The following is a 17,411-nucleotide window of genomic DNA, read 5'->3' as shown; positions in this document are numbered from 1 at the left end:
TCGGCTTCTCTACGTCTCTCTCGGTCTACGCCTTCGTTACGTCCGCGAGTGGCGGCGGCGGACCAGACGGCGGGAGCGGCGCTGCGGAGGCAGCCACCGGGTGCGGAACCACATCTGCACCTGCGCACCGCCCAGGACCGAGCGGTGGATGCGCACGTAGCCGCCGGTCGCCTCGGCGGCGCGGCGGGCGATGTCCAGCCCGAGGCCGGTCGAGCCGCCGGTGCTGCGACCGCGTTGCAGGGCGGCGTCGGGGTCGCCGATCCCGGGTCCGGCGTCGGCGACGAGGATTCCGGTCACGCCCTGCCCCACATGCAGCGTCACCGCGAAAGCCGTGCCTTCTGCGGTGTGCCGGAACACGTTGCCCAGCAGCGCGTCCACGGCGGCTGCGAGCTCGCTGGCCGGCAGCGGCAGCTCCGCGGGCCGGTTGGCGCCGATGAGCTCGCAGGACCTGCCCTCGTCCTCGGCGAGCACCGACCAGAACGCCACCCGGTCGGCGAGCACCTTGGAGGCGTCGCAGCTGCCGCGCCCGGTGGGGCGCCGCACGGTCCGGATGATGAGGTCCACTTCGCGTTCGAGACGGTCCACGGCATCCCGGGTCTGGTCGGGGACCGGGCCGTCGCCCAGCGCCTCGGCGTTGAGCCGGAGAGCGGCCAGCGGCGTCCGCAGCCGGTGGGACAGGTCGGCGGCCATCTCCCGTTCGGCGGCCAGCAGCTGGACCACGTGGTCGGCCATGGCGTTGAACGCCACGCCCGCCTCGACCAGCTCCGGGGGGCCGTCGGGGTCGATCCGCACACTCAGATCGCCGTCGCCGAACGAGCCGGCCGCCTCCGCCAGCCGCCGGGTGGACCGGATCACCCGGGCACCCAGCCGGTCGGCGACCGCGACGGAACCCGCCACCAGAGCGCCGGCGACCAACGTCATGACCACCCAGGCCTTCCAGACGCCCTGAGAGAGGTCGCCGTCCGGCACGTACACCTCGACCACGGCCGCGCGCCCGCCGTCCAGTGAGACGGGCTGTAGGAGCGCGTAGCCGCCGTCTACGCCTGCGGTGTAGGAACGGCCGCGCCGACCCGCCTCCGCCAGCTGGGCGGGCTTGGCGCGCCGCCCGGTCTCGCTCTCGGCCCTGGGAATGGTCTGGCCGTCGGGCAGGTGCACCCGCATCCGCTGGCCGGCGCCGGCCTGGGTGCTGGCGACGGCCCGTTCGAGCGCGGCGGGGTCCTGCGTGACGACCAGGACCGGGCCGAGCGCACTCGCCTGACGTTCGGCGGTGGTCAGGGCCCGGTCACGGGCGATCTCCCGCACCGTCAGGCCGAGCGGGATGAGGAAGGCCAGCGCGACCATCGACGTGACGGCCAGCGAAACCAGAACAAGCGTGCGCCTCATGATGGTCCGGGCTCAGCCAGCCTGACCCCGACGCCGCGCACGGTGTGCAGATAGCGCGGGGCTGCCGCGGTCTCACCCAGCTTGCGGCGAAGCCACGACAGGTGGACGTCGATGGTCTGGTCGTCGCCGTACGCCTGCCGCCAGACCTCGGCCAGGAGCTCGCGCCGGGCCACCACCCGGCCCGGCCGCGCGGCCAGGTAGGCCAGCAGGTCGAACTCCCGCCGGGTGAGCTCCAGCGCCGTGCCGTCCAGCGTCACCTCTCGGCGGTCCAGGTCGATGCGGAGCCCGCCGACCGACAGCTCCGCGGTGGGCCCGGTCCGTCCCGAACGGCGCAGCACCGCGGACAACCGGGCACTCAGATGCTCGGCGGAGAACGGTTTGATCAAATAATCGTCGGCGCCCGCGTTCAGCAAGCGGACTATCTCCGGCTCATCGTCACGCGCAGTCGCGATGATCACCGGTACGTCTGTCACCCCCCGCAACATCTTGAGCACCTCGGCACCGTCCAAGTCGGGCAGCCCGAGATCGAGAATCACCACGTCGGGAGGGGCCTGCGTCACTTCACGCAGCGCGTCCATCGCGGTCCCGACACTGCGCACCACATGGGATCGCGCACTCAGCTCCCTGATCAAGGCGGTACGGACGTTCGCGTCGTCCTCCACCACCAGCACACTCGCCATGCCCGCACCGTATGCCACCATGTGCGAATGCGTCGCACGATGTCGTATGTTGCCCCCTGGGTCGGGGTCACGGCGCTTGCTGTGACTCTCTCGTGGCTTGGAGTACGCAACGTCGTACGCAGCGCTGTGTCCGAAAGGTCCATGCCGCCGATCGCGGGTCAGGTCATCAACGCCAGCCCGTCCAATTTGCCTGGCCCCACCAGTCTGGGCACCGCCACCGCCAAGCCGCATCCCTCGGGCGTTCCCGACGACCGGACCACTCCCACTCCCCGCCCTGCCCCCACCCCGCAACGCTCTCAGGGTCCGTCCGGATCGGGTGGGCGGGACGAGCCGCGGACGGGCAATGTGCGCAGCTACGCGACCAAGGGCGGCCGGGCCGCCCTGTCGATGACGGGCGGCAAGGTGCGGCTGGTCTCGGCGATCTCCAACCCCGGATACGCGACCCGCGTCACCCCGGGTGCGGACTGGCTGCGGGTCGACTTCCTCGGCGGCGACCACACCTCGTCGGTGATCGCCACCTGGTACGAGCATGACCCGGTCGTGCAGGTGTACGAGTACTGAGTCTCTGGGTTCTAGGTGATCTGGGTTCTAGGTGATAGGTGCTAGATGCTCAGGCCGTAGTCGGCGGCGAACGCTGCGAGCCTTTCGGCGGCCTCGCGGGTGCGCTTCCAGGGCCGGACGATGAGCCGGTCCACGCCGAGCCGCTCCCACTCGGCGACCTCGCCGGGTCCGGACAGCTCGTACGCGTGCACCGTGATTTCGAACGGCTCGTCCTCCCGCCCTGCGGCCTTGCGGAGCTCGTTCAGCCGCTCGATCTGAGGCCGGGCGCCGTCCAGGGTCTGCGGCATGCTGATCCAGCCGTCGCAGCGCGTGGCGGCCCGCCGCAGCGCCGCGCCGGACTCCCCGCCGGCCACGACCGGCAGGCGTGCCTGGACGGGCTTGGGCTCGAACGCGACCTCAGGGAAGTCGAAGAACTCCCCGTGGTGTTCGACGGCCGTCTCGGTCCAGAGCCGCCGGGACACGTCGATCGCCTCGTCGAGCCGCCGTCCCCTGGTCGTGAAGTCCACCCCGGCGGCGATCCACTCCCCCTCGTACCACCCGGATCCGACGCCCACGATCGCGCGCCCACCGGAGATCTGGTCGAGGGTGGCGAACGCCCGTGCCGCCACGAACGGGTGCCGCAGGCCGTAGAGGTAAACGGCCGTGCCGAGCCGCACATGTTCCGTCACGGCGGCAAGCGCGCACAGGTAGGCGGGCGCGTCGAACAGCGGGGTCTCCGGCTTGATGCCCGGCTCCTGGGTCCCCGGATATTTGGCCGTCGAGAGGTCGGTGGCGAAAACGAGGTGTTCGGGCAACCACACCGACTCGAAGCCGAGCCGGTCGGCCTTCACCGTGAGCTCTCGCCAGATGCCCGGGTGCACCAGCCCGAGCGGTACTCCGAACTTCACTCTGCCTCCCCATGCTTCATGGGGCCGTATCCGCCGCCGCCCGAGGTCTCCACGACCAGTGCCTCGCCGGCCGCCAGGGGCTGGCGGGTGGCCTTGGTGCCCAGCGGCTCGCGGGTGCCGTCCGCGCGTTCCCGGTAGTAGCCGCCGGCGCGGCCCGGCAGGCCGCCCGCTGCTCCGGGCGGTGGCCGGAGCAGCCGGTCGCCGCGCGTGTCGACGCGGGCGTCCTCCAGCATCCGGATCACGGTGCGCGTGCCCCTGCCGCCCCGGTGGCGGCCCGCGCCGCCCGAATCCGGAATCAGGGAGACCTCCTCCACCCGGACGGGCAGCCGTGCCTCGATCGGCTCGACCTGCGGGATGATGTTGCGGCCGCCGCCGAACAGCGCCCCGGTCGCGTCCGCGCCGTCGTGGTCCTGCCGGGCACCCGTGCCGCCGAGATCGAACGACATGTGCAGCCACGGCCGCCGGACGCCGCTGATGCTGAACGCCTGCAGGATCCCCGACGCCGCCACTCCCCCACTAGGCAGTGCGCCCGTGAGGGCCGCGAAGATGGCCTCCTCCGCCGCCGCGACGGTGCCGAAGCGTCCGCCGCCGGGGTACGGGGGCGTGCAGTGGACGAGCGTGCCCCGGGGCATGCGCACGTCGACGGGGGTGAAGCAGCCCTCGTTCATCGGCAGGTCCGGATCGACGAAGCAGCGCACCGCGTACATCACGCCGCCGTGGGTCTGCGAGAAGCCCGAGTTGATCGGGATCGGGACCTGCTCGTCCGTGCCGTCGAAGTCGACGACCACGCCGCCGGAGCCGTCGGCGGTCACCGCGACACGGATGTGGTGGCCGTCGTCCAGCTGGTATTCACCTCGGTGCGTTCCGGCGGGGAGTTGCGCCAACCCTTCTCGCATCCGCCGTTCGGTGTGCGCGAGATAGTCCTCGATGCCGCGTGCCAGCCCGGCCGGCGTATGCGAATCGACGATCTCTGTGAGCCGCCGGGCCGCGACGTTGACCCCGGCGATGAGCGCCCGCAGGTCCCCGACCAGCTTGTCCGGTGTACGGCTGTTGGCGGCCAGCACCCGTACCAGATCGTCGGCCAGGCCCGCGGCGGTGGCGATCCGCACCGGCGGCAGCTGGACGCCCTCCAGGAAGATGTCGGTCGCGTCAGAGGCCATGCCGCCCGCCGAGAGCCCCGATAGGTCGGCAACGTGGATGAGCGTCCCGGTGAAATACGCCACGAGCCCCTCCACGAACACTGGCCGGAACACCAGCAGGTCGTTGGCGTGGATGCCGCCCTGGTAGACGTCGTTCAGGACGAACACGTCCCCGTCGGCCATCGTCTCCGCCGGGTAGGCCTTGAGCACGTACGGGAGCGCGCTGCGCAGGCTGGCGCACTGGATCAGCGCAGTGGACAGCGAGTGGGCGATGAGCCGTCCCTGCGCGTCCAGGATGGCCGCTGCGGCGTCCGCGCCCTCCACGATGAACGTCGAGTACGCCGAGCGCACCACGACGATGCTCGCCTCCTCAGCGGCCACGCAGAGCGCGTTCCGCAGAATCTCGGCAGTCAGATCCTCGCTCATGAGTGCGTCCTCTCCAAAAGGATCGCGCCGCGTTCATCGACGATCCCGTGCCAGCCCGGCGGCACGAGCAGCGAGCACTGCGGCTCGGTGATGACGCAGGGACCGGCCAGTTCCTCGCCCGAACGGCAGGCCGCCCGTTCCAGCACGGGCACATCCCCGAAGGCACCGTCCAACCAGATCTGCCGGGTGTGCGGCTCGGTGTCCTGCCCGGCGTCGGCGCGCGGCAGGGGTGGCGGGTCGGACGGGATCACGACGCGGACGCGGGCGGTGGTCAGCTCCACCGGATCGCGCAGGTCGATGCCGTACGACTCGTGGTACCGCTTGTAGAACTCCTCGGTGGCGCGCTGCACCGTCTCCGGGGTGATCTGCCCCGGCGGCAGCTCGATCGTGAACGCGTGCGCCTGCCCGATGAACCGCACCCCCACCGACCGGACGACCGTCGCGTCCGTCTCGATCGACAGATCGGACCGGGCGGCGCGCTCCAGGTCGGTGAAGATCTCGGCCAGCTCGCCGAGCACGTCACGGCTCGCGGAACAGGACACCAGTGTGCCGGCGGGCGCGAGGAAGGTCCGCGCACGTTCGATCGCCAGGTCGGCGTGCAGCAGGCCCACGGCCGAGCCCACCCCCGCCTGCGGCGGCACGAGCACCCGGCCGATCCCGAACCGCTCGGCCAGCCGGGCGACGTGCGTGGGAGCCGCGCCGCCCAGGGCGACGAGCGTGAACCCGCGCGGGTCGATCCCCCGCCGGACCGTGACGACGTGCACGGCCGCGCCCATCTGCGCGTTGGCGATGTCGTGGATCGCGGCAGCCGCCTCGACGACGTCCACGCCCAGCGGCCCGGCGACGTGCTCGGCGATCGCGGCCCTTGCGAGCTCGGCCGACAGCCGGAACTCCCCGAACCCGTCCGGATCCAAATAGCCGAGAACGAGATTCGCGTCCGTGACCGTCGGCAGCATGCCGCCGCGCCCGTAGCAGGCCGGTCCCGGGTCGGCTCCCGCCGATCGGGGTCCGACGCGGAGCGTGCCCGCGTCCGCCCAGGCGATCGAGCCGCCGCCCGAGCCGACCTCGGCCAGGTCGATCGCGGGCACCTTGATGGGCACACCGGTGCCGGGACGGCGGCCACCGAAGCTTCCCTTCCCGCCGACCTGGAACTCGTGCGTGATGCCGGGGCGCCCGCCGCGGACGAGCCCGGCCTTGGCCGTGGTGCCGCCCATGTCGAACGAGATCAGATCCGCCAAGCCGCGTTCGGCTCCCTGGCGGGCCGCCGCGATGACCCCGGCCGCCGGGCCCGACTCGATCGTGTAGACCGCGCGGGAGGCGGCGAGCGCGGCGGGCAGCACGCCGCCGGCCGACTCCATCACATGGATCGGCGCGGTGATGCCCAGCTCGGCCAGGCCGCCGCCGAGGCGGTTGAGGTATGAGGCCATGACGGGGCCTACGTAGGCGGACATCAGCGTCGTGGTGGCGCGCTCGTACTCGCCGAGCTCCGGCCAGACCGCCGCCGACTCCACGACCGGTGTCCCGGCCGGGAGGCGGGCCGCGATGATCTCCGCCAGCCGCCGTTCGTGCGCCGGGTTGAGATAGGAGTGCAGCAGGCAGATGGCGACGGCCGAGACACCGAGCGCCGCGATCTCACGCGCGACCCGTTCGGCCGCCTCCTCATCCAGGGGCAGCAGCACCTCGCCGGTGGCCCCGACACGTTCCGGGACGGAGAAGGTGTGCGTCAGGGGCACGGGCGGATCGGGCTGCTCGTACGCCAGGTCGTAGCGTTCCTCCTCCACCCGTGCCTGCCGCCCGAGCGCCAGCATCGACCGGAAGCCCTCGGTGGTCACGAACGCGACCGGGACGCCGGTGCGTTCGAGGATCACGTTCGTGGCCAGCGTCGTCGCGTGCACGAACCGGCCGACCCGCGCCGGTGCCACACCGGTCGCGTCGAGCACCTGCCGGACTCCCCGCAGCAGGCCGATCGCGGGATCCGCCGGGGTGGTGAGCGTCTTGGCGACCTGGACACGGCCGTCATCGCCGGTGAGGACGACATCGGTGAACGTGCCGCCGACGTCGCTGGCCAATGTGAGCTCTGCTCTCAAAACGGTCATGGCAGTCGCACCGTCCTGGGTTCGTGCGGACCTTCGAGAAGTGCCGTGCGCAGCCGCGCACGGTGCAGCCCGTCGTCACCCCAGGCCGAGCGCAGGGCCCACACCCGGTTGAGCCACAGCTGAAGGTCGAGCTCGTCGGTGTAGCCGATCGCGCCGTGCACCTGGAGGGCGGTGCGCGCGGCGCGGTGGGCGGCACGGCTCGCAGCCGTCTTGGCCGCCGACACGTCGCGTCCGGCGGTGGGGGCGCCGTGCGTCAGCGAGTACGCGGCGCGGTGGACCAGCGGGGCGGCGAACTCCAGCGCGATCGCCACGTCGGCGAGCTGGTGCTTGAGCGCCTGGAACGAGCCGATGACCTTGCCGAACTGGCGCCGCTGTCCCGCGTACCCGACCGCCTCCTCGCGCAGCCGTCTGCCGAGACCGACCAGCTGGGCCGCCGTCGCCAGAGCCGCTCGATCGAAGGCCTCCTCGCCGCTGGGCCCCGCGCCGGGCCCGGTGTCCAGGTCTGCGGTGAAGAGCTTGCGGGTGGCGTCGACCGAGGCGTGCGGTGTCAGCGTCACGCCCGCGCGCGGCACGACTTCCGAGCCTGCGACGAGCAAGTCCGCAACGTCGGCGTCCGGTAGGTACGGGGTGCACGCCGGGCGTACCGACACTGTCACGGCGCCCGCCGCGATGCCCGCGAGATGCTCCGCCGGGACGAGCAGCGGAGCGGCGACGGCGGTCTCGACCAGCGGGCCGGGGACGGCGTACCAGCCGGTCTCCTCGTAAGCCAGCACGGTGTCGAGCATCGTCAGCCCGAGCCCGCCGTGCTCCTCAGGTATGTGCGCGCCCAGCAGCCCGACGTCAGCCAGTGCCTTCCACGCCGGTCCGGGCCGTTCTGACTCCTGTTCCGACTCTCCGGCGGCCCGTACGGTCTCGGGAGGGCAGGCCTTGTCGAGCACCTCGCGGACGGTCTCCGCGAGCAGCCGCTGGTCTTCGGTGAAAGAGAACCTCATCGGGGCAGCCCCAGGACTCGCTCGGCGATGATGTTGCGCTGGATCTCGTTCGTCCCGGCGTAGATGGGCCCGGCCAGCGCGAACAGGAACCCGTCCAGCCAGCGCCCGGCGACCGGCGCCCGTGGCCCCAGCAGATCCAAGGCCAGCTCGTGCATCCGCAGGTCGAGCTCCGACCAGAAGACCTTCATGAGGCTGGAGTCGGCGCCCAGTTCGATCCCCTCAGCCAGCCTCGCGGCGGCGCGGAACGTGTGGAGGCGGTAGGCCTCGCTGTCGGTCCACGCCTCGACGGCGGCGTCCCGCAACGTCTGGTCGTCGCTCTTCCGCGCCAGCTCCAGCAGCCGGTCCGCGGTCGCCATGAAGCGGCCCGGGCTGCGCAGCGTCAGCCCGCGTTCGGAGCTGGTGGTCGCCATCGCGACCTTCCACCCCTGGCCGAGCTCACCGAGGACCCCGTCGCCCGGCACGTACACGTCGTCGAAGAAGATCTCCGCGAAGCCGTGCTCGCCGTCGAGCTGCGCGATCGGCCGGACCGTCACGCCCTCGGTCTCCAGCGGCAACATGAAGTAGGTGAGCCCCCGATGTCGTTCGGAGTCCGGGTCTGTGCGGAAGAGCCCGAAGCACCAGTCGGCGTAGACGGCCCGCGAGCTCCAGGTCTTCTGCCCGTTCAGCCGCCAGCCGTCACCGTCGCCGTCGGGCCGCGCGGTCGCGCGCAGGGAGGCCAGGTCGCTGCCCGACTCCGGCTCCGACCAGGCCTGTGCCCAGACGTCGTCGGCGCGGGCCATGCGCGGCAGATGGCGGCGCTTCTGCTCGTCCGTCCCGTACGCCATGAGCGTGGGCGCGAGCAGGAAGATGCCGTTCTGGCTCACCCTCCCGGGCGCTCCGGAGGCCCAGTACTCCTCTTCGAAGATCAGCCAGTCGATCAGGTCCGCGCCGCGGCCGCCGTACTCCTCTGGCCAGGAGACCACCGCGAGCCGTGCCTCGGCGAGCCGATGTTCCCATTCGCGGTGCCGTTCGAAGCCCTCCGCGGTGTCCATCGAGGGCAGCGGTTCCGCGGGCGCGTTGGCGGCCAGCCAGTCGCGTACCTCGGCGCGGAACTCCTGCTGATGCGGGGTGAAGGTGAGATCCACGCGACCTCCGGAAAGTAACCTAACTAGCGCTTGGTACGCTAATGCCCATGATGCTGGAGGGCAAGGTCGCGGTCATCACCGGGGCGGGCCCGGGCCTCGGGCGCACCCTCGCGGTCCTGATGGCCCGGGAGGGCGCCGACGTCGCCGTCGCGGCGCGCAGCAAGGACACCCTGGAGTCGATCGCCGAGGCCGTCCGCGCGGAGGGCCGCGACGCGCTCGCCGTCCCTGCCGACGTCTCGCGGCCCGACCAGGTGCGCCATCTCGCCGGCGCCGTGATCGAACGCTTCGGCAGGGTGGACGTGCTGGTGAACGCCGCGTTCCCCGGCACGCACCGCAAGAACGTCCTCGACATGGACGACGACTACCTGGAGCTGTGGCGCTCGGCGGTCGAGATCGCCACGTACGGCACCCTGCTGGCCTGCCGCCATCTCGCCCCGCACATGGTCGCCGCGGGCGGCGGCTCGATCGTCAACCTGACCTCGATGTCCAGCCGGATGGGGTACGCGGGCCGGTCCGACTACGCGGCGGGCAAGGCCGGGGTCCACTTGCTCTCGCACTGCCTCGCCGACGAGCTCGGGCCGTCCGGCGTCCGGGTCAACTGCGTGGCGCCCGGCTGGATCGCCAGCGACGTCCTCGACGACTGGATGCGCACCCGCGCCGAGGCCGAGGGCGTCCCGTACGAGGAGATCCTGGCGCGTGACACCGCAGCGATGGCCCTGCGCCGCATCGCCTCGGAGGAGGACGTGGCACGGGCCGTCATCTTCCTCGCCTCCGACCAGGCGAAGGCCACCACCGGCGCCACCATCGACGTCAACGCCGGCCAGCACTTCACATGAACCGGACCGTCCATTCGCCTGCGGCACGGAGGTGGACCAAGGCGGGACCGGGCAGGTCGCCCTCGGCGTAGGTCGTGCCCATGCCGGTCAGGATCGGCTCTCCCTGGTTAAGGGCGGGTGTGAGCGTGCTGAGCGAGTAGGCCCCCCGGCCCTTGTGCTCGATGGAGATCCGCCTGGGCTCGCCCTCGTACCGGAAGACGAACCAGCCCCGGCCGCTGAACCGTTCGGAGACCACGGGCGCCGCGTCCACCGGGAGCAGCCAGGCCCACCATCTGTCGGAGGTCTCGATGTGCACCCGCACCTCCCGGACCTCGCGAGGCGACAGGGGCACGACGAGGCGGGTCCGGCCTTTGTCACGGAGGAGCGCCCTGGTCCCGAACTCCTGGACCAGGTCCACGCGATGCTTGCCGTGCCCCTGAAGACGGACCACCAGCAACAGCGGGCGGTTGAGGTAGGGGCGGAGAAGGGTCACCTTCGCGCCGCGCTGTCCCTCGGCACGCTGTGCCTTGTCCAGGCCCTTCGGCCACATCGTGTAGGGAGGCTCCGCCTTGGCCTTGGCAGCGCCGCCTGGACGCTTGGGACTGCGAACGGGGGCAGGACCAGGAACGGGTTGGGGGCGCGGCGCCGTCACCGCTTTGGGAGACCGCCCGGTCGCGATCGGCGGCAACCCCTCCCTCAGCCTGACCGCGTCCGCCGCGCAGACGTCGATGAGACGGGCGGCGCCGTCGGGCGGCGCCCAGTCGACCTGCTCAGTAGACGGGCCATGGCGTGCGTCGAAGAAGCACAACGGATGCCGCATCGGCAGCGGCTGATCGGACAACCGCGCGTCGACGCAGGCCAGTGCGTGACGTCCCTCGTCCAGCGCCCGGAGCACGTCCGAGGCGTCCGCGCGGTCGCGGTCCCCCACGAAGTCCCGCTTGGCCTGCTCGTACGCGTCGAGAGCGCGTCCGTAGTCCGCCAGCAGCGCCTCGTCTGCATCCCCGTTCTCCGGGACGAACGCATGCCGAGCGAGCGCCTCACCGAACGCGGTGATCTCGGCGTCGATCTCCGCCAGCTCGTCCTCGCGGCGCCGCCGGAAGATCCTCCGCAGCCCCTTCACGCTCAGATCCGCTTGGCGGAACGGAAGCTGTCGCTGTAGAGCGCCCCCTTGCGGTTGAGCACCGAGCGGCCGCCCACGTCGCCCAGGGTCGGGCCGTCGGCGGTCTTGCGGCTGGAGATGAACCTGTAGGCGCCCTGCGAGTCCTTGCCGACGAAGATCCCGACGTGGTCGACGGCCTTGCCGTCGCCCTTGTCGGCGTCCCAGAAGAGCAGGTCGCCCGCCTGGAGCTGAGCGAGGCTCGCGGGTTTCTTGCCCTTGTTGGGGATGACGACCCGGCCCGGCGCGTACCGCTCCAGTTCAACTGCCCTGCGCGGGAGGCGCGTACGCGTGTACTGCTTGTTCTCCAGGGGCCAGCCCATGCGGTAGCCCGCGACCATCCGGACGAAGCCCGAGCAGTCGAGCGAGCCGTACTGCGCCTTCTCCGGCTTGTCGATGCTGTTGTCGAAGTACCGCCAGGTGATGCCGAGGTAGTCGTTGAAGTCGGAGCCCTCCTGCCGTTTGCCGTCGACCATCGGCCCGTAGTGCGCGTCGCCCGCGTAGCGCAGGCCCTGGGCGTTCTTCTTGGCGGGCGCGTCCACGACGTACTGCATGGCGATCGCGAGCATGTCGGGCGACTTCGAACTGATCAGCCCGGCCAGCTCCTTGCGGAACGCCGCCTTGCGGATCTGCGCGGTGGCGAACGGGGCGCGCAGCTTGCGCACCCAGGCGTCCGTACCGACCGTCGCCTTGGTGGTCTTCTCGCGGAACGTCCGCTTCGTTCCGTGGACGAGGGCGGTACGGGCACCCACGGTCAGCTCGGCGACGTGCCGGCGGCGCGCGTTGTAGACGTGGTACTGGCCGTCGGCCTTCGAGTAGACGAACCGGTGGCCCCTGAGTGGGTCGGCCGCACGCTGTGCGGAGGCCTGGGCGGCTTGGCCGGGCAGGACGGCCAGCGCGACCACCGAGACGAGGCCGAGGCGAGTCGAGAACATGACCCACTCTTCTCTTGAGTTGCCGTGGAGAACGCGCGCCAGCCTACCGATCTTGAGCTCACCTCAGGGGCATCACGAACGTCGCCGTCGCCTCGACCGTGGTCCGCTCGTCCGGCCCGATGATCCGAGCGTCCACGAACGTCTTTCGTCCCTCCGTTCGGTCGACCTTCGCCTCCGCGATCAGGGGCACCCCATGCGGCGTGGGACGCCGGTAGCGCAGGTCGAGCGTCGCGGTCATGCCCGGCGTGCCGTTCGCCGTCGCCGCGACCCCCAGCAGCTGATCGAGGATCATCGCCGACACGCCGCCGTGCACAAAGCCCGGCGGGCCCTCGTACAACACGTTCAAGATGAACTCCGCGCGCGCCGTCCCGTCCGGCTGCACCGCGATCGCCACCGGGGGCGCGATCGGGTTCAGGACACCGCCGACCGGCCCGGCAAGCTGCCGCACCGTCCCGTCCTCCCCCACCCCTACGAGCGGCGGATGTTCCCGCCGCGCCGCCGAGAGCCGCGCGGTGAGCGCCGCCACCTCGTCCCGGATTGCGGCGACCTCGTCGACCTCGACCTCGGTGTGCACCACGGCCTCGTTGAGCTCGCGGACCCGTTGGGCCAGCTCGGCCAGAGCGGCCACCTGCTCACCGTCCAAAGACGCACGCTCCCTTGACTCGAGCACCCGCCGCATCGCCGCCCCGGCCCCTGTCATCCAACCTCCCGGTCCGCAGAAAAACCGAACCGAATTCTAGATCACCCCCGCCGCGGCCGCCTCACCAGTTCGCCGCCGCAGTTCGGACAGACCGCGTCCATCTCGGCCGTGCACGCCGGGCAGAAGGTGCACTCGAAGCTGCATATGAACGCCTCGTCGCCGTGTGCCAGCGTCGTCTTCTCGCACTTTTCGCAGATCGTTCGCATCTCAAGCGTTCCGACACCTTATTGATGTCGATCCAGGCAGTGGCCGTTCGTATAGAAGGCGAGAAGGGAAGGAGCACACGATGAAATACCTGCTCAGCGTCTACCAGCCCGAGGGCGAGGCGCCGCCCGAGGTCCTCGGCGAGGTGACGCGCAGACTCGAAACACTCAACAAAGAACTCCACGACGCGGGCGCCTGGGTCTTCGCCGGCGGCCTGCACCCGCCGAGCACCGCCACGGTCATCCGCGCGAACGACGGTGACGTCCTCATGACCGATGGCCCGTTCGTGGAGGGCAAGGAGTTCCTCGGCGGATTCACGATCATCGAGGCGCCCGACCTCGACGCCGCGCTCGGCTGGGGCCGCAAGCTGGCCGAGGCGACGACCCTTCCGATCGAGGTCCGCCCGTTCCAAGGCTGATGGACATCGAACGCGTCTTCCGCGAGGAGCACGGCCGCGCCGTGGCCGTCCTGGTCCGCGTCTTCGGCGACATCGACATCGCCGAGGAGGCGGTCCAGGACGCGTTCACCACCGCGGCCGAGCGCTGGCCGTCGACCGGCCTGCCGCCCAGTCCCGCCGGGTGGATCATCACGACCGCCCGCAACCGCGCCATCGACCGCCTCCGCCGCGAGTCCGTGCGCGACGACAAGCACGCCCAGGCGGCGCTCCTCCATGCCCAGGACGACCCTGCCGAGGAGGGACCCGTGCGCGACGACCGGCTGCGCCTGATCTTCACCTGCTGCCATCCCGCACTAGCCCTGAACACCCGTGTCGCCCTGACCCTCCGCCTCCTGGGCGGCCTGACCACGCCCGAGATCGCCCGCGCCTTCCTTGTGCCCGAGCCCACCATGGCCCAGCGCCTCGTCCGCGCCAAGGGCAAGATCCGCGACGCCCGCATCCCGTACCGCGTGCCCCGCGACGCGGATCTCCCGGACCGTCTCAGCGCGGTCCTAGCGGTCATCTACCTGATCTTCAACGAGGGCCACCTCACCCGCCAAGACCTCTGCGCGGAGGCCATCCGCCTGGGCCGGCTCCTCACCGAGCTCATGCCGGACGAGCCCGAGGCCGCAGGCCTTCTCGCCCTCATGCTCCTCACCGAGGCCCGCCGCCCCGCCCGCACGACCCCCTCCGGCGAGCTGATCCTCCTCCCCGACCAGGCCCGCGCCCTCTGGAACCACGACCTCATCGCCGAAGGCCGCTCGATCGTCCGCCGCTGCCTCCGCCGCAACCGGCCCGGCCCGTACCAACTCCAAGCCGCGATCAACGCCGTCCACACCGACCCGCCGCCCACCGACTGGCGGCAGATCGTCCAGCTGTACGACCACCTCATGACGATCGCCCCCACCCCGGTCGCGGCCCTCAACCGCGCGATAGCAATCGCCGAACTAGAAGGCCCCGAGACCGCCCTATCCGTAGTCGAGACCCTCCCCCTGGACGACTACTACCTCTTCCACTCGACCCGCGCCGACCTACTCCGCCGGCTGGGCCGCGCCCACGAAGCCGCCGCAGCCTACAAAGCTGCCCTGGCCCGCACCCAAAACCCAGCCGAACGCGCCTTCCTCCAAGGCCGTCTCGGCTAGGTGTCAGTGGCCAAACGTGCGGCGAGTGCGGCCATGACCGTGCCGGAGGCACGGTGGAGCCAGCGTTGGACCGAGGGCCGAGTACGGATGAAGTCGCCCAGGCGGCCGGCAAGAAGACCAGCAGACGCGTCAACCGTCAGACCCACGGCAATGAAGAGCGCGCCGAGAACAAAGAACTGCGTCGCGCGCGCCAGTTCGCGCAGGACGTGGGCGTAGTCGCCGTCGAACTCGTCCTGGTCCTGCAGTGGCGGCGGGCAGGGCCTCGGCCAGGCGGGTGGTCAGCTCGGTGGCGGTCAGGGTCGTCACGGTCGGCCTCCGGGGCCGGGTCCCGGCACCGCGCCAGGATGCACTCCTCGCCGGCCCTCGACATCGGCCTGGACCTGCGCGACTAACGGACGGACGCCCGGAAGGCGCCCGGCGGCAGCCCGGTCCGGTGCTGGAAGAACTTGGCGAAGTTGGTCGGGTCGGCAAAGCCCAGGCGGGTCGCGATCGACGCCGCGGGCAGGTCGGCGTGCGCGAGCAGCCGTTTCGCCTCGAGGGTGACCCGGCGGTCGATGAACTCCTTCGCGCCGACACCGGCCGCGGCCTGGGTCGCCCGGCTCAGCGTGCGGGCGGAGTAGCCGAGCGCGCCGGCGTATTCCGCAACCCGCCGAGTGCGGGCGAAGTCCCGTTCGACCAGGGCGCGGAACCGGACGAAGGTGGTGTCGGCCGCGCTCACCGGCTGAGCACACAGCGCGGCCACCCGCACCGCGACGACGGCGAGCAGATTGCGTAGAACGTCGCGCCGGGCGTCCACCGGCAGGCCGCCCGCATCGGCGGACTCCGCGGCCAGGTGAGCGACGGACCGCTGCAGCGCGACCGTGCCGGGGTCCGCGGCAGAGGCGACGGCGCGGCCAAACGGGTCGTCCAGCCGTGCGGCGGCCGCAGTCGCCGGATCGACCGAACTGGCCTGAAACGCGGCCAGCACGCCGTCGGCCGCGGTCAGGTCGCCGAACTGCTGGACCTGCCCCGGTCGCACCCAGAGGACCGAACCCGCGCCGACCCGGTACGCGGTGAAGTCCACGCTGTGCCGCAGCGTGCCGCGGGTGACCGCGAAGAGCAGGTGAAACTCCGGCTGCTGAGGTGCACTCAGGTCGGCGGAGCCGGCGCGGGCCGCTAGATCGGCGAGCGTCATCACCTCGAGCCCGGGCAGCGGCGTGCCCTCGGGCGGCGCGAACCCGATCAGCGGGATCGGATGTCTGTTTCTCACCATGACTAGTCCGCAATCTACCTGTTCGCACACCCAGATCGACGGAAAACTACAAGCAAGAACCCCAAGGAGGAGCAGAAATGGCAAGAATCGCCGTCTTCGGAGCCAACGGAACGATCGGCAGCCGCATCGCGGCGGAAGCCCTGAGCCGCGGACACGAGGTCACCGCGGTCGTCCGGGACCCGGCCAAGATCAGCACGGACCACGAGAACCTGACGGTCGGCGAGGGCGACGTGCTCGACGCCGCATCGGTCGTGGCCGCGGCCAAAGGCCAGGACGTGCTGGTCAGCGCGGTCGGTGGCGGCGACGGCCCGGGCGCCATCGCCACGATCAAGCCCGCGGCCGAGGCGCTGGTGGACGGCCTGCGCTCGCTGGGCACGAACGCACCCCGGCTGATCGCCGTCGGCGGCGCAGGGTCGCTGCGCACCCCGGACGGCAAGCAGGTGTGGGACGCCGAGGGCCTGCCCGAGTTCCTGCTGCAGATCATGCACGCACACGGCGATGCCCTGGACTACTACCGCACGGTCTCCGACGTCCAGTGGACCAACGTCACACCGGCCGCCCACATCGAGCCGGGCGATCGCACCGGGACCTACCGCACGGCCGCCGACGACCTGCTGACCGACGACGCGGGGGAGAGCCGCATCTCCGCGGAGGACTTCGCCGTCGCGGTGGTCGACGAGATCGAACGGCCGCAGCACGCCGGCCGCCGGTTCACCGTCGCCTACTGAGCCCGCGGGCCTACCAGCCGGCGGTTGGCCAGCACGGCGGTGGCTGTCCGGGAGCGGTCGGCGACGCCGGCGCAACCCTAAGGAGACCAGGCATGCTCCGGATCGGCATCATCCTCGGCAGCACCCGACCCGGACGCAACGGCGAAGCCGTGGCCCAGTTCGAGGCGATGGTCGACCAACTCGTCGCGTGGAGCCGTGCCCTTGCTCCGCTCCGCGTCGATGCCGCGGCGGCCTGACAACCGTCGGCGCCCACTGCGCCGCACCCACCGAACCGTCGAAGAAGGGAATCAGCATGTCCAGCAGTTCAAGTCCGTCCGACACCGTGACGGCATACGGAATCGCGTTGCAGGCCGGGGACAAGTCCAGCGTTCTGGCCCTCTATACCGATGATGCCGAGATCGTCCCCGACCAGATCCCCAGCTTGTCTGGCCGGGCGGCCATCTCCCAGTTCTATGACGACACCTTCGCGACCATCTCCATGAAGGTAGAGCTGCAGATCGTCGACGTCGTAGAGCTCGACGGGGTGGCGATCGTCCGCTCCGAGCAACCGGTCGATGTCGTTCACCTCGCCAACGGCCAAGAGACCAAGTCTTACTTCCGCGAACTGTTCGTGCTGAAGAACGTCGACGGCTCTTGGAAGATCTTCAAGTACATGTTCTCGGAGAACCCCGCCCAGGCGCCCACGGACGTTCTGCCTCACACCGGCTAAGACGCGGAGAGAACGCGGGAGAAGGCGCGGTGTGGCGCCGGGGCCC

At 71.2% G+C, this 17,411-nt stretch carries 20 protein-coding genes; 8 read left to right on the top strand and 12 right to left on the bottom strand.

Translation table 11 applies throughout. From position 1 onward, the window contains the following. Nucleotides 1-36: 36 nt before the first annotated feature. Both ACH34W_RS34865 and ACH34W_RS34860 read right to left on the bottom strand, forming a co-directional pair. Nucleotides 37-1,383, bottom strand: a complete 1,347-nt coding sequence (locus ACH34W_RS34865; RefSeq protein WP_395965406.1) for a histidine kinase dimerization/phospho-acceptor domain-containing protein — start codon at nucleotides 1,381-1,383, stop codon at nucleotides 37-39. Further along, the gene (locus tag ACH34W_RS34860; RefSeq protein WP_395965404.1) at nucleotides 1,380-2,063 is read right to left on the bottom strand and encodes a response regulator transcription factor; all 684 of its coding nucleotides are present in this window, start codon (nucleotides 2,061-2,063) and stop codon (nucleotides 1,380-1,382) included. Before ACH34W_RS34860 ends, ACH34W_RS34865 begins: the two co-directional genes overlap by 4 nt. Before the next feature lie 141 nt (nucleotides 2,064-2,204). Between ACH34W_RS34860 and ACH34W_RS34855 the strand changes: the two genes are divergently transcribed. Then, nucleotides 2,205-2,624 (top strand): hypothetical protein, encoded by a 420-nt coding sequence (locus ACH34W_RS34855; RefSeq protein WP_395965403.1) that lies wholly within the window; start codon nucleotides 2,205-2,207, stop codon nucleotides 2,622-2,624. Between the two features lie 41 nt (nucleotides 2,625-2,665). Here the strand turns inward: ACH34W_RS34855 and ACH34W_RS34850 are convergent, their stop codons facing one another. Genes ACH34W_RS34850 through ACH34W_RS34830 form a run of 5 tightly spaced genes read right to left on the bottom strand, consistent with a single transcriptional unit; the run spans nucleotide 2,666 to nucleotide 9,288 of the window. Then, nucleotides 2,666-3,511 carry a TIGR03619 family F420-dependent LLM class oxidoreductase gene (locus ACH34W_RS34850; protein WP_395965402.1) on the bottom strand — a complete coding sequence of 282 codons (846 nt, stop codon included), beginning with the start codon at nucleotides 3,509-3,511 and terminating at the stop codon, nucleotides 2,666-2,668. Continuing rightward, the gene (locus ACH34W_RS34845) at nucleotides 3,508-5,076 is read right to left on the bottom strand and encodes a hydantoinase B/oxoprolinase family protein (RefSeq protein WP_395965401.1); all 1,569 of its coding nucleotides are present in this window, start codon (nucleotides 5,074-5,076) and stop codon (nucleotides 3,508-3,510) included. Before ACH34W_RS34845 ends, ACH34W_RS34850 begins: the two co-directional genes overlap by 4 nt. Next, a complete protein-coding gene (locus tag ACH34W_RS34840) occupies nucleotides 5,073-7,172 on the bottom strand; it encodes a hydantoinase/oxoprolinase family protein (RefSeq protein ID WP_395965400.1) in 2,100 nt (699 codons plus the stop codon). The genes ACH34W_RS34845 and ACH34W_RS34840 overlap by 4 nt, the downstream gene beginning before the upstream one ends. Further along, nucleotides 7,169-8,164, bottom strand: coding sequence for an acyl-CoA dehydrogenase family protein (locus ACH34W_RS34835; protein WP_395965399.1), 996 nt, complete (start codon nucleotides 8,162-8,164; stop codon nucleotides 7,169-7,171). The genes ACH34W_RS34840 and ACH34W_RS34835 overlap by 4 nt, the downstream gene beginning before the upstream one ends. Continuing rightward, complete coding sequence (locus ACH34W_RS34830) at nucleotides 8,161-9,288, bottom strand: acyl-CoA dehydrogenase family protein (RefSeq protein ID WP_395965398.1); 1,128 nt, start codon at nucleotides 9,286-9,288, stop codon at nucleotides 8,161-8,163. Before ACH34W_RS34830 ends, ACH34W_RS34835 begins: the two co-directional genes overlap by 4 nt. 47 nt (nucleotides 9,289-9,335) lie before the next feature. Between ACH34W_RS34830 and ACH34W_RS34825 the strand changes: the two genes are divergently transcribed. Next, nucleotides 9,336-10,124, top strand: coding sequence for an SDR family oxidoreductase (locus tag ACH34W_RS34825; RefSeq protein ID WP_395965397.1), 789 nt, complete (start codon nucleotides 9,336-9,338; stop codon nucleotides 10,122-10,124). Here the strand turns inward: ACH34W_RS34825 and ACH34W_RS34820 are convergent. From ACH34W_RS34820 to ACH34W_RS34805, 4 genes are all read right to left on the bottom strand, one after another. Beyond that, the gene (locus ACH34W_RS34820) at nucleotides 10,117-11,223 is read right to left on the bottom strand and encodes a hypothetical protein (protein ID WP_395965396.1); all 1,107 of its coding nucleotides are present in this window, start codon (nucleotides 11,221-11,223) and stop codon (nucleotides 10,117-10,119) included. The genes ACH34W_RS34825 and ACH34W_RS34820 overlap by 8 nt on opposite strands. Nucleotides 11,224-11,225: 2 nt before the next feature. Continuing rightward, nucleotides 11,226-12,194, bottom strand: a complete 969-nt coding sequence (locus tag ACH34W_RS34815) for an NlpC/P60 family protein (RefSeq protein WP_395965395.1) — start codon at nucleotides 12,192-12,194, stop codon at nucleotides 11,226-11,228. Nucleotides 12,195-12,252: 58 nt separating this feature from the next. Continuing rightward, on the bottom strand, nucleotides 12,253-12,837 hold the full coding sequence (locus ACH34W_RS34810; RefSeq protein ID WP_395965394.1) for a PaaI family thioesterase: 585 nt from the start codon (nucleotides 12,835-12,837) through the stop codon (nucleotides 12,253-12,255). A 98-nt stretch (nucleotides 12,838-12,935) separates the two neighbouring features. Next, nucleotides 12,936-13,100 (bottom strand): DUF1272 domain-containing protein, encoded by a 165-nt coding sequence (locus ACH34W_RS34805; protein WP_395965393.1) that lies wholly within the window; start codon nucleotides 13,098-13,100, stop codon nucleotides 12,936-12,938. 80 nt (nucleotides 13,101-13,180) lie between these two features. Here ACH34W_RS34805 and ACH34W_RS34800 point away from each other — a divergent pair, with 80 nt between their 5' ends. From ACH34W_RS34800 to ACH34W_RS34790, 3 genes are all read left to right on the top strand, one after another. Next, nucleotides 13,181-13,516 carry a YciI family protein gene (locus ACH34W_RS34800; RefSeq protein WP_395965392.1) on the top strand — a complete coding sequence of 112 codons (336 nt, stop codon included), beginning with the start codon at nucleotides 13,181-13,183 and terminating at the stop codon, nucleotides 13,514-13,516. After that, nucleotides 13,516-14,676 carry an RNA polymerase sigma factor gene (locus tag ACH34W_RS34795; protein WP_395965391.1) on the top strand — a complete coding sequence of 387 codons (1,161 nt, stop codon included), beginning with the start codon at nucleotides 13,516-13,518 and terminating at the stop codon, nucleotides 14,674-14,676. The genes ACH34W_RS34800 and ACH34W_RS34795 overlap by 1 nt, the downstream gene beginning before the upstream one ends. A gap of 65 nt (nucleotides 14,677-14,741) precedes the next feature. After that, nucleotides 14,742-15,068: a hypothetical protein gene (locus ACH34W_RS34790; RefSeq protein ID WP_395965390.1), complete on the top strand. Its 327-nt coding sequence runs from the start codon at nucleotides 14,742-14,744 to the stop codon at nucleotides 15,066-15,068. On the opposite strand, the gene ACH34W_RS34785 is transcribed toward ACH34W_RS34790, so the two are convergent. Beyond that, nucleotides 15,065-15,928: an AraC family transcriptional regulator gene (locus ACH34W_RS34785; RefSeq protein ID WP_395965389.1), complete on the bottom strand. Its 864-nt coding sequence runs from the start codon at nucleotides 15,926-15,928 to the stop codon at nucleotides 15,065-15,067. The genes ACH34W_RS34790 and ACH34W_RS34785 overlap by 4 nt on opposite strands. Before the next feature lie 77 nt (nucleotides 15,929-16,005). On the opposite strand from ACH34W_RS34785, the gene ACH34W_RS34780 reads away from it, so the two are divergent. From ACH34W_RS34780 to ACH34W_RS34770, 3 genes are all read left to right on the top strand, one after another. Then, nucleotides 16,006-16,656, top strand: coding sequence for an NAD(P)-dependent oxidoreductase (locus ACH34W_RS34780; RefSeq protein WP_395965388.1), 651 nt, complete (start codon nucleotides 16,006-16,008; stop codon nucleotides 16,654-16,656). Between the two features lie 92 nt (nucleotides 16,657-16,748). After that, entirely contained in the window at nucleotides 16,749-16,892 is a 144-nt protein-coding gene (locus ACH34W_RS34775; protein WP_395965387.1) for a hypothetical protein, read from the top strand. 56 nt (nucleotides 16,893-16,948) lie between these two features. Further along, the gene (locus ACH34W_RS34770) at nucleotides 16,949-17,365 is read left to right on the top strand and encodes a YybH family protein (protein WP_395965386.1); all 417 of its coding nucleotides are present in this window, start codon (nucleotides 16,949-16,951) and stop codon (nucleotides 17,363-17,365) included. Nucleotides 17,366-17,411 lie beyond the last annotated feature (46 nt).

The organism is Actinomadura sp. 6N118, from assembly GCF_044326415.1.
Taxonomy (GTDB): Bacteria; Actinomycetota; Actinomycetes; order Streptosporangiales; family Streptosporangiaceae; genus Spirillospora.
Note: the sequence above shows the minus strand (reverse complement) of the source record. Positions and strands in the feature narration are given on the sequence as shown.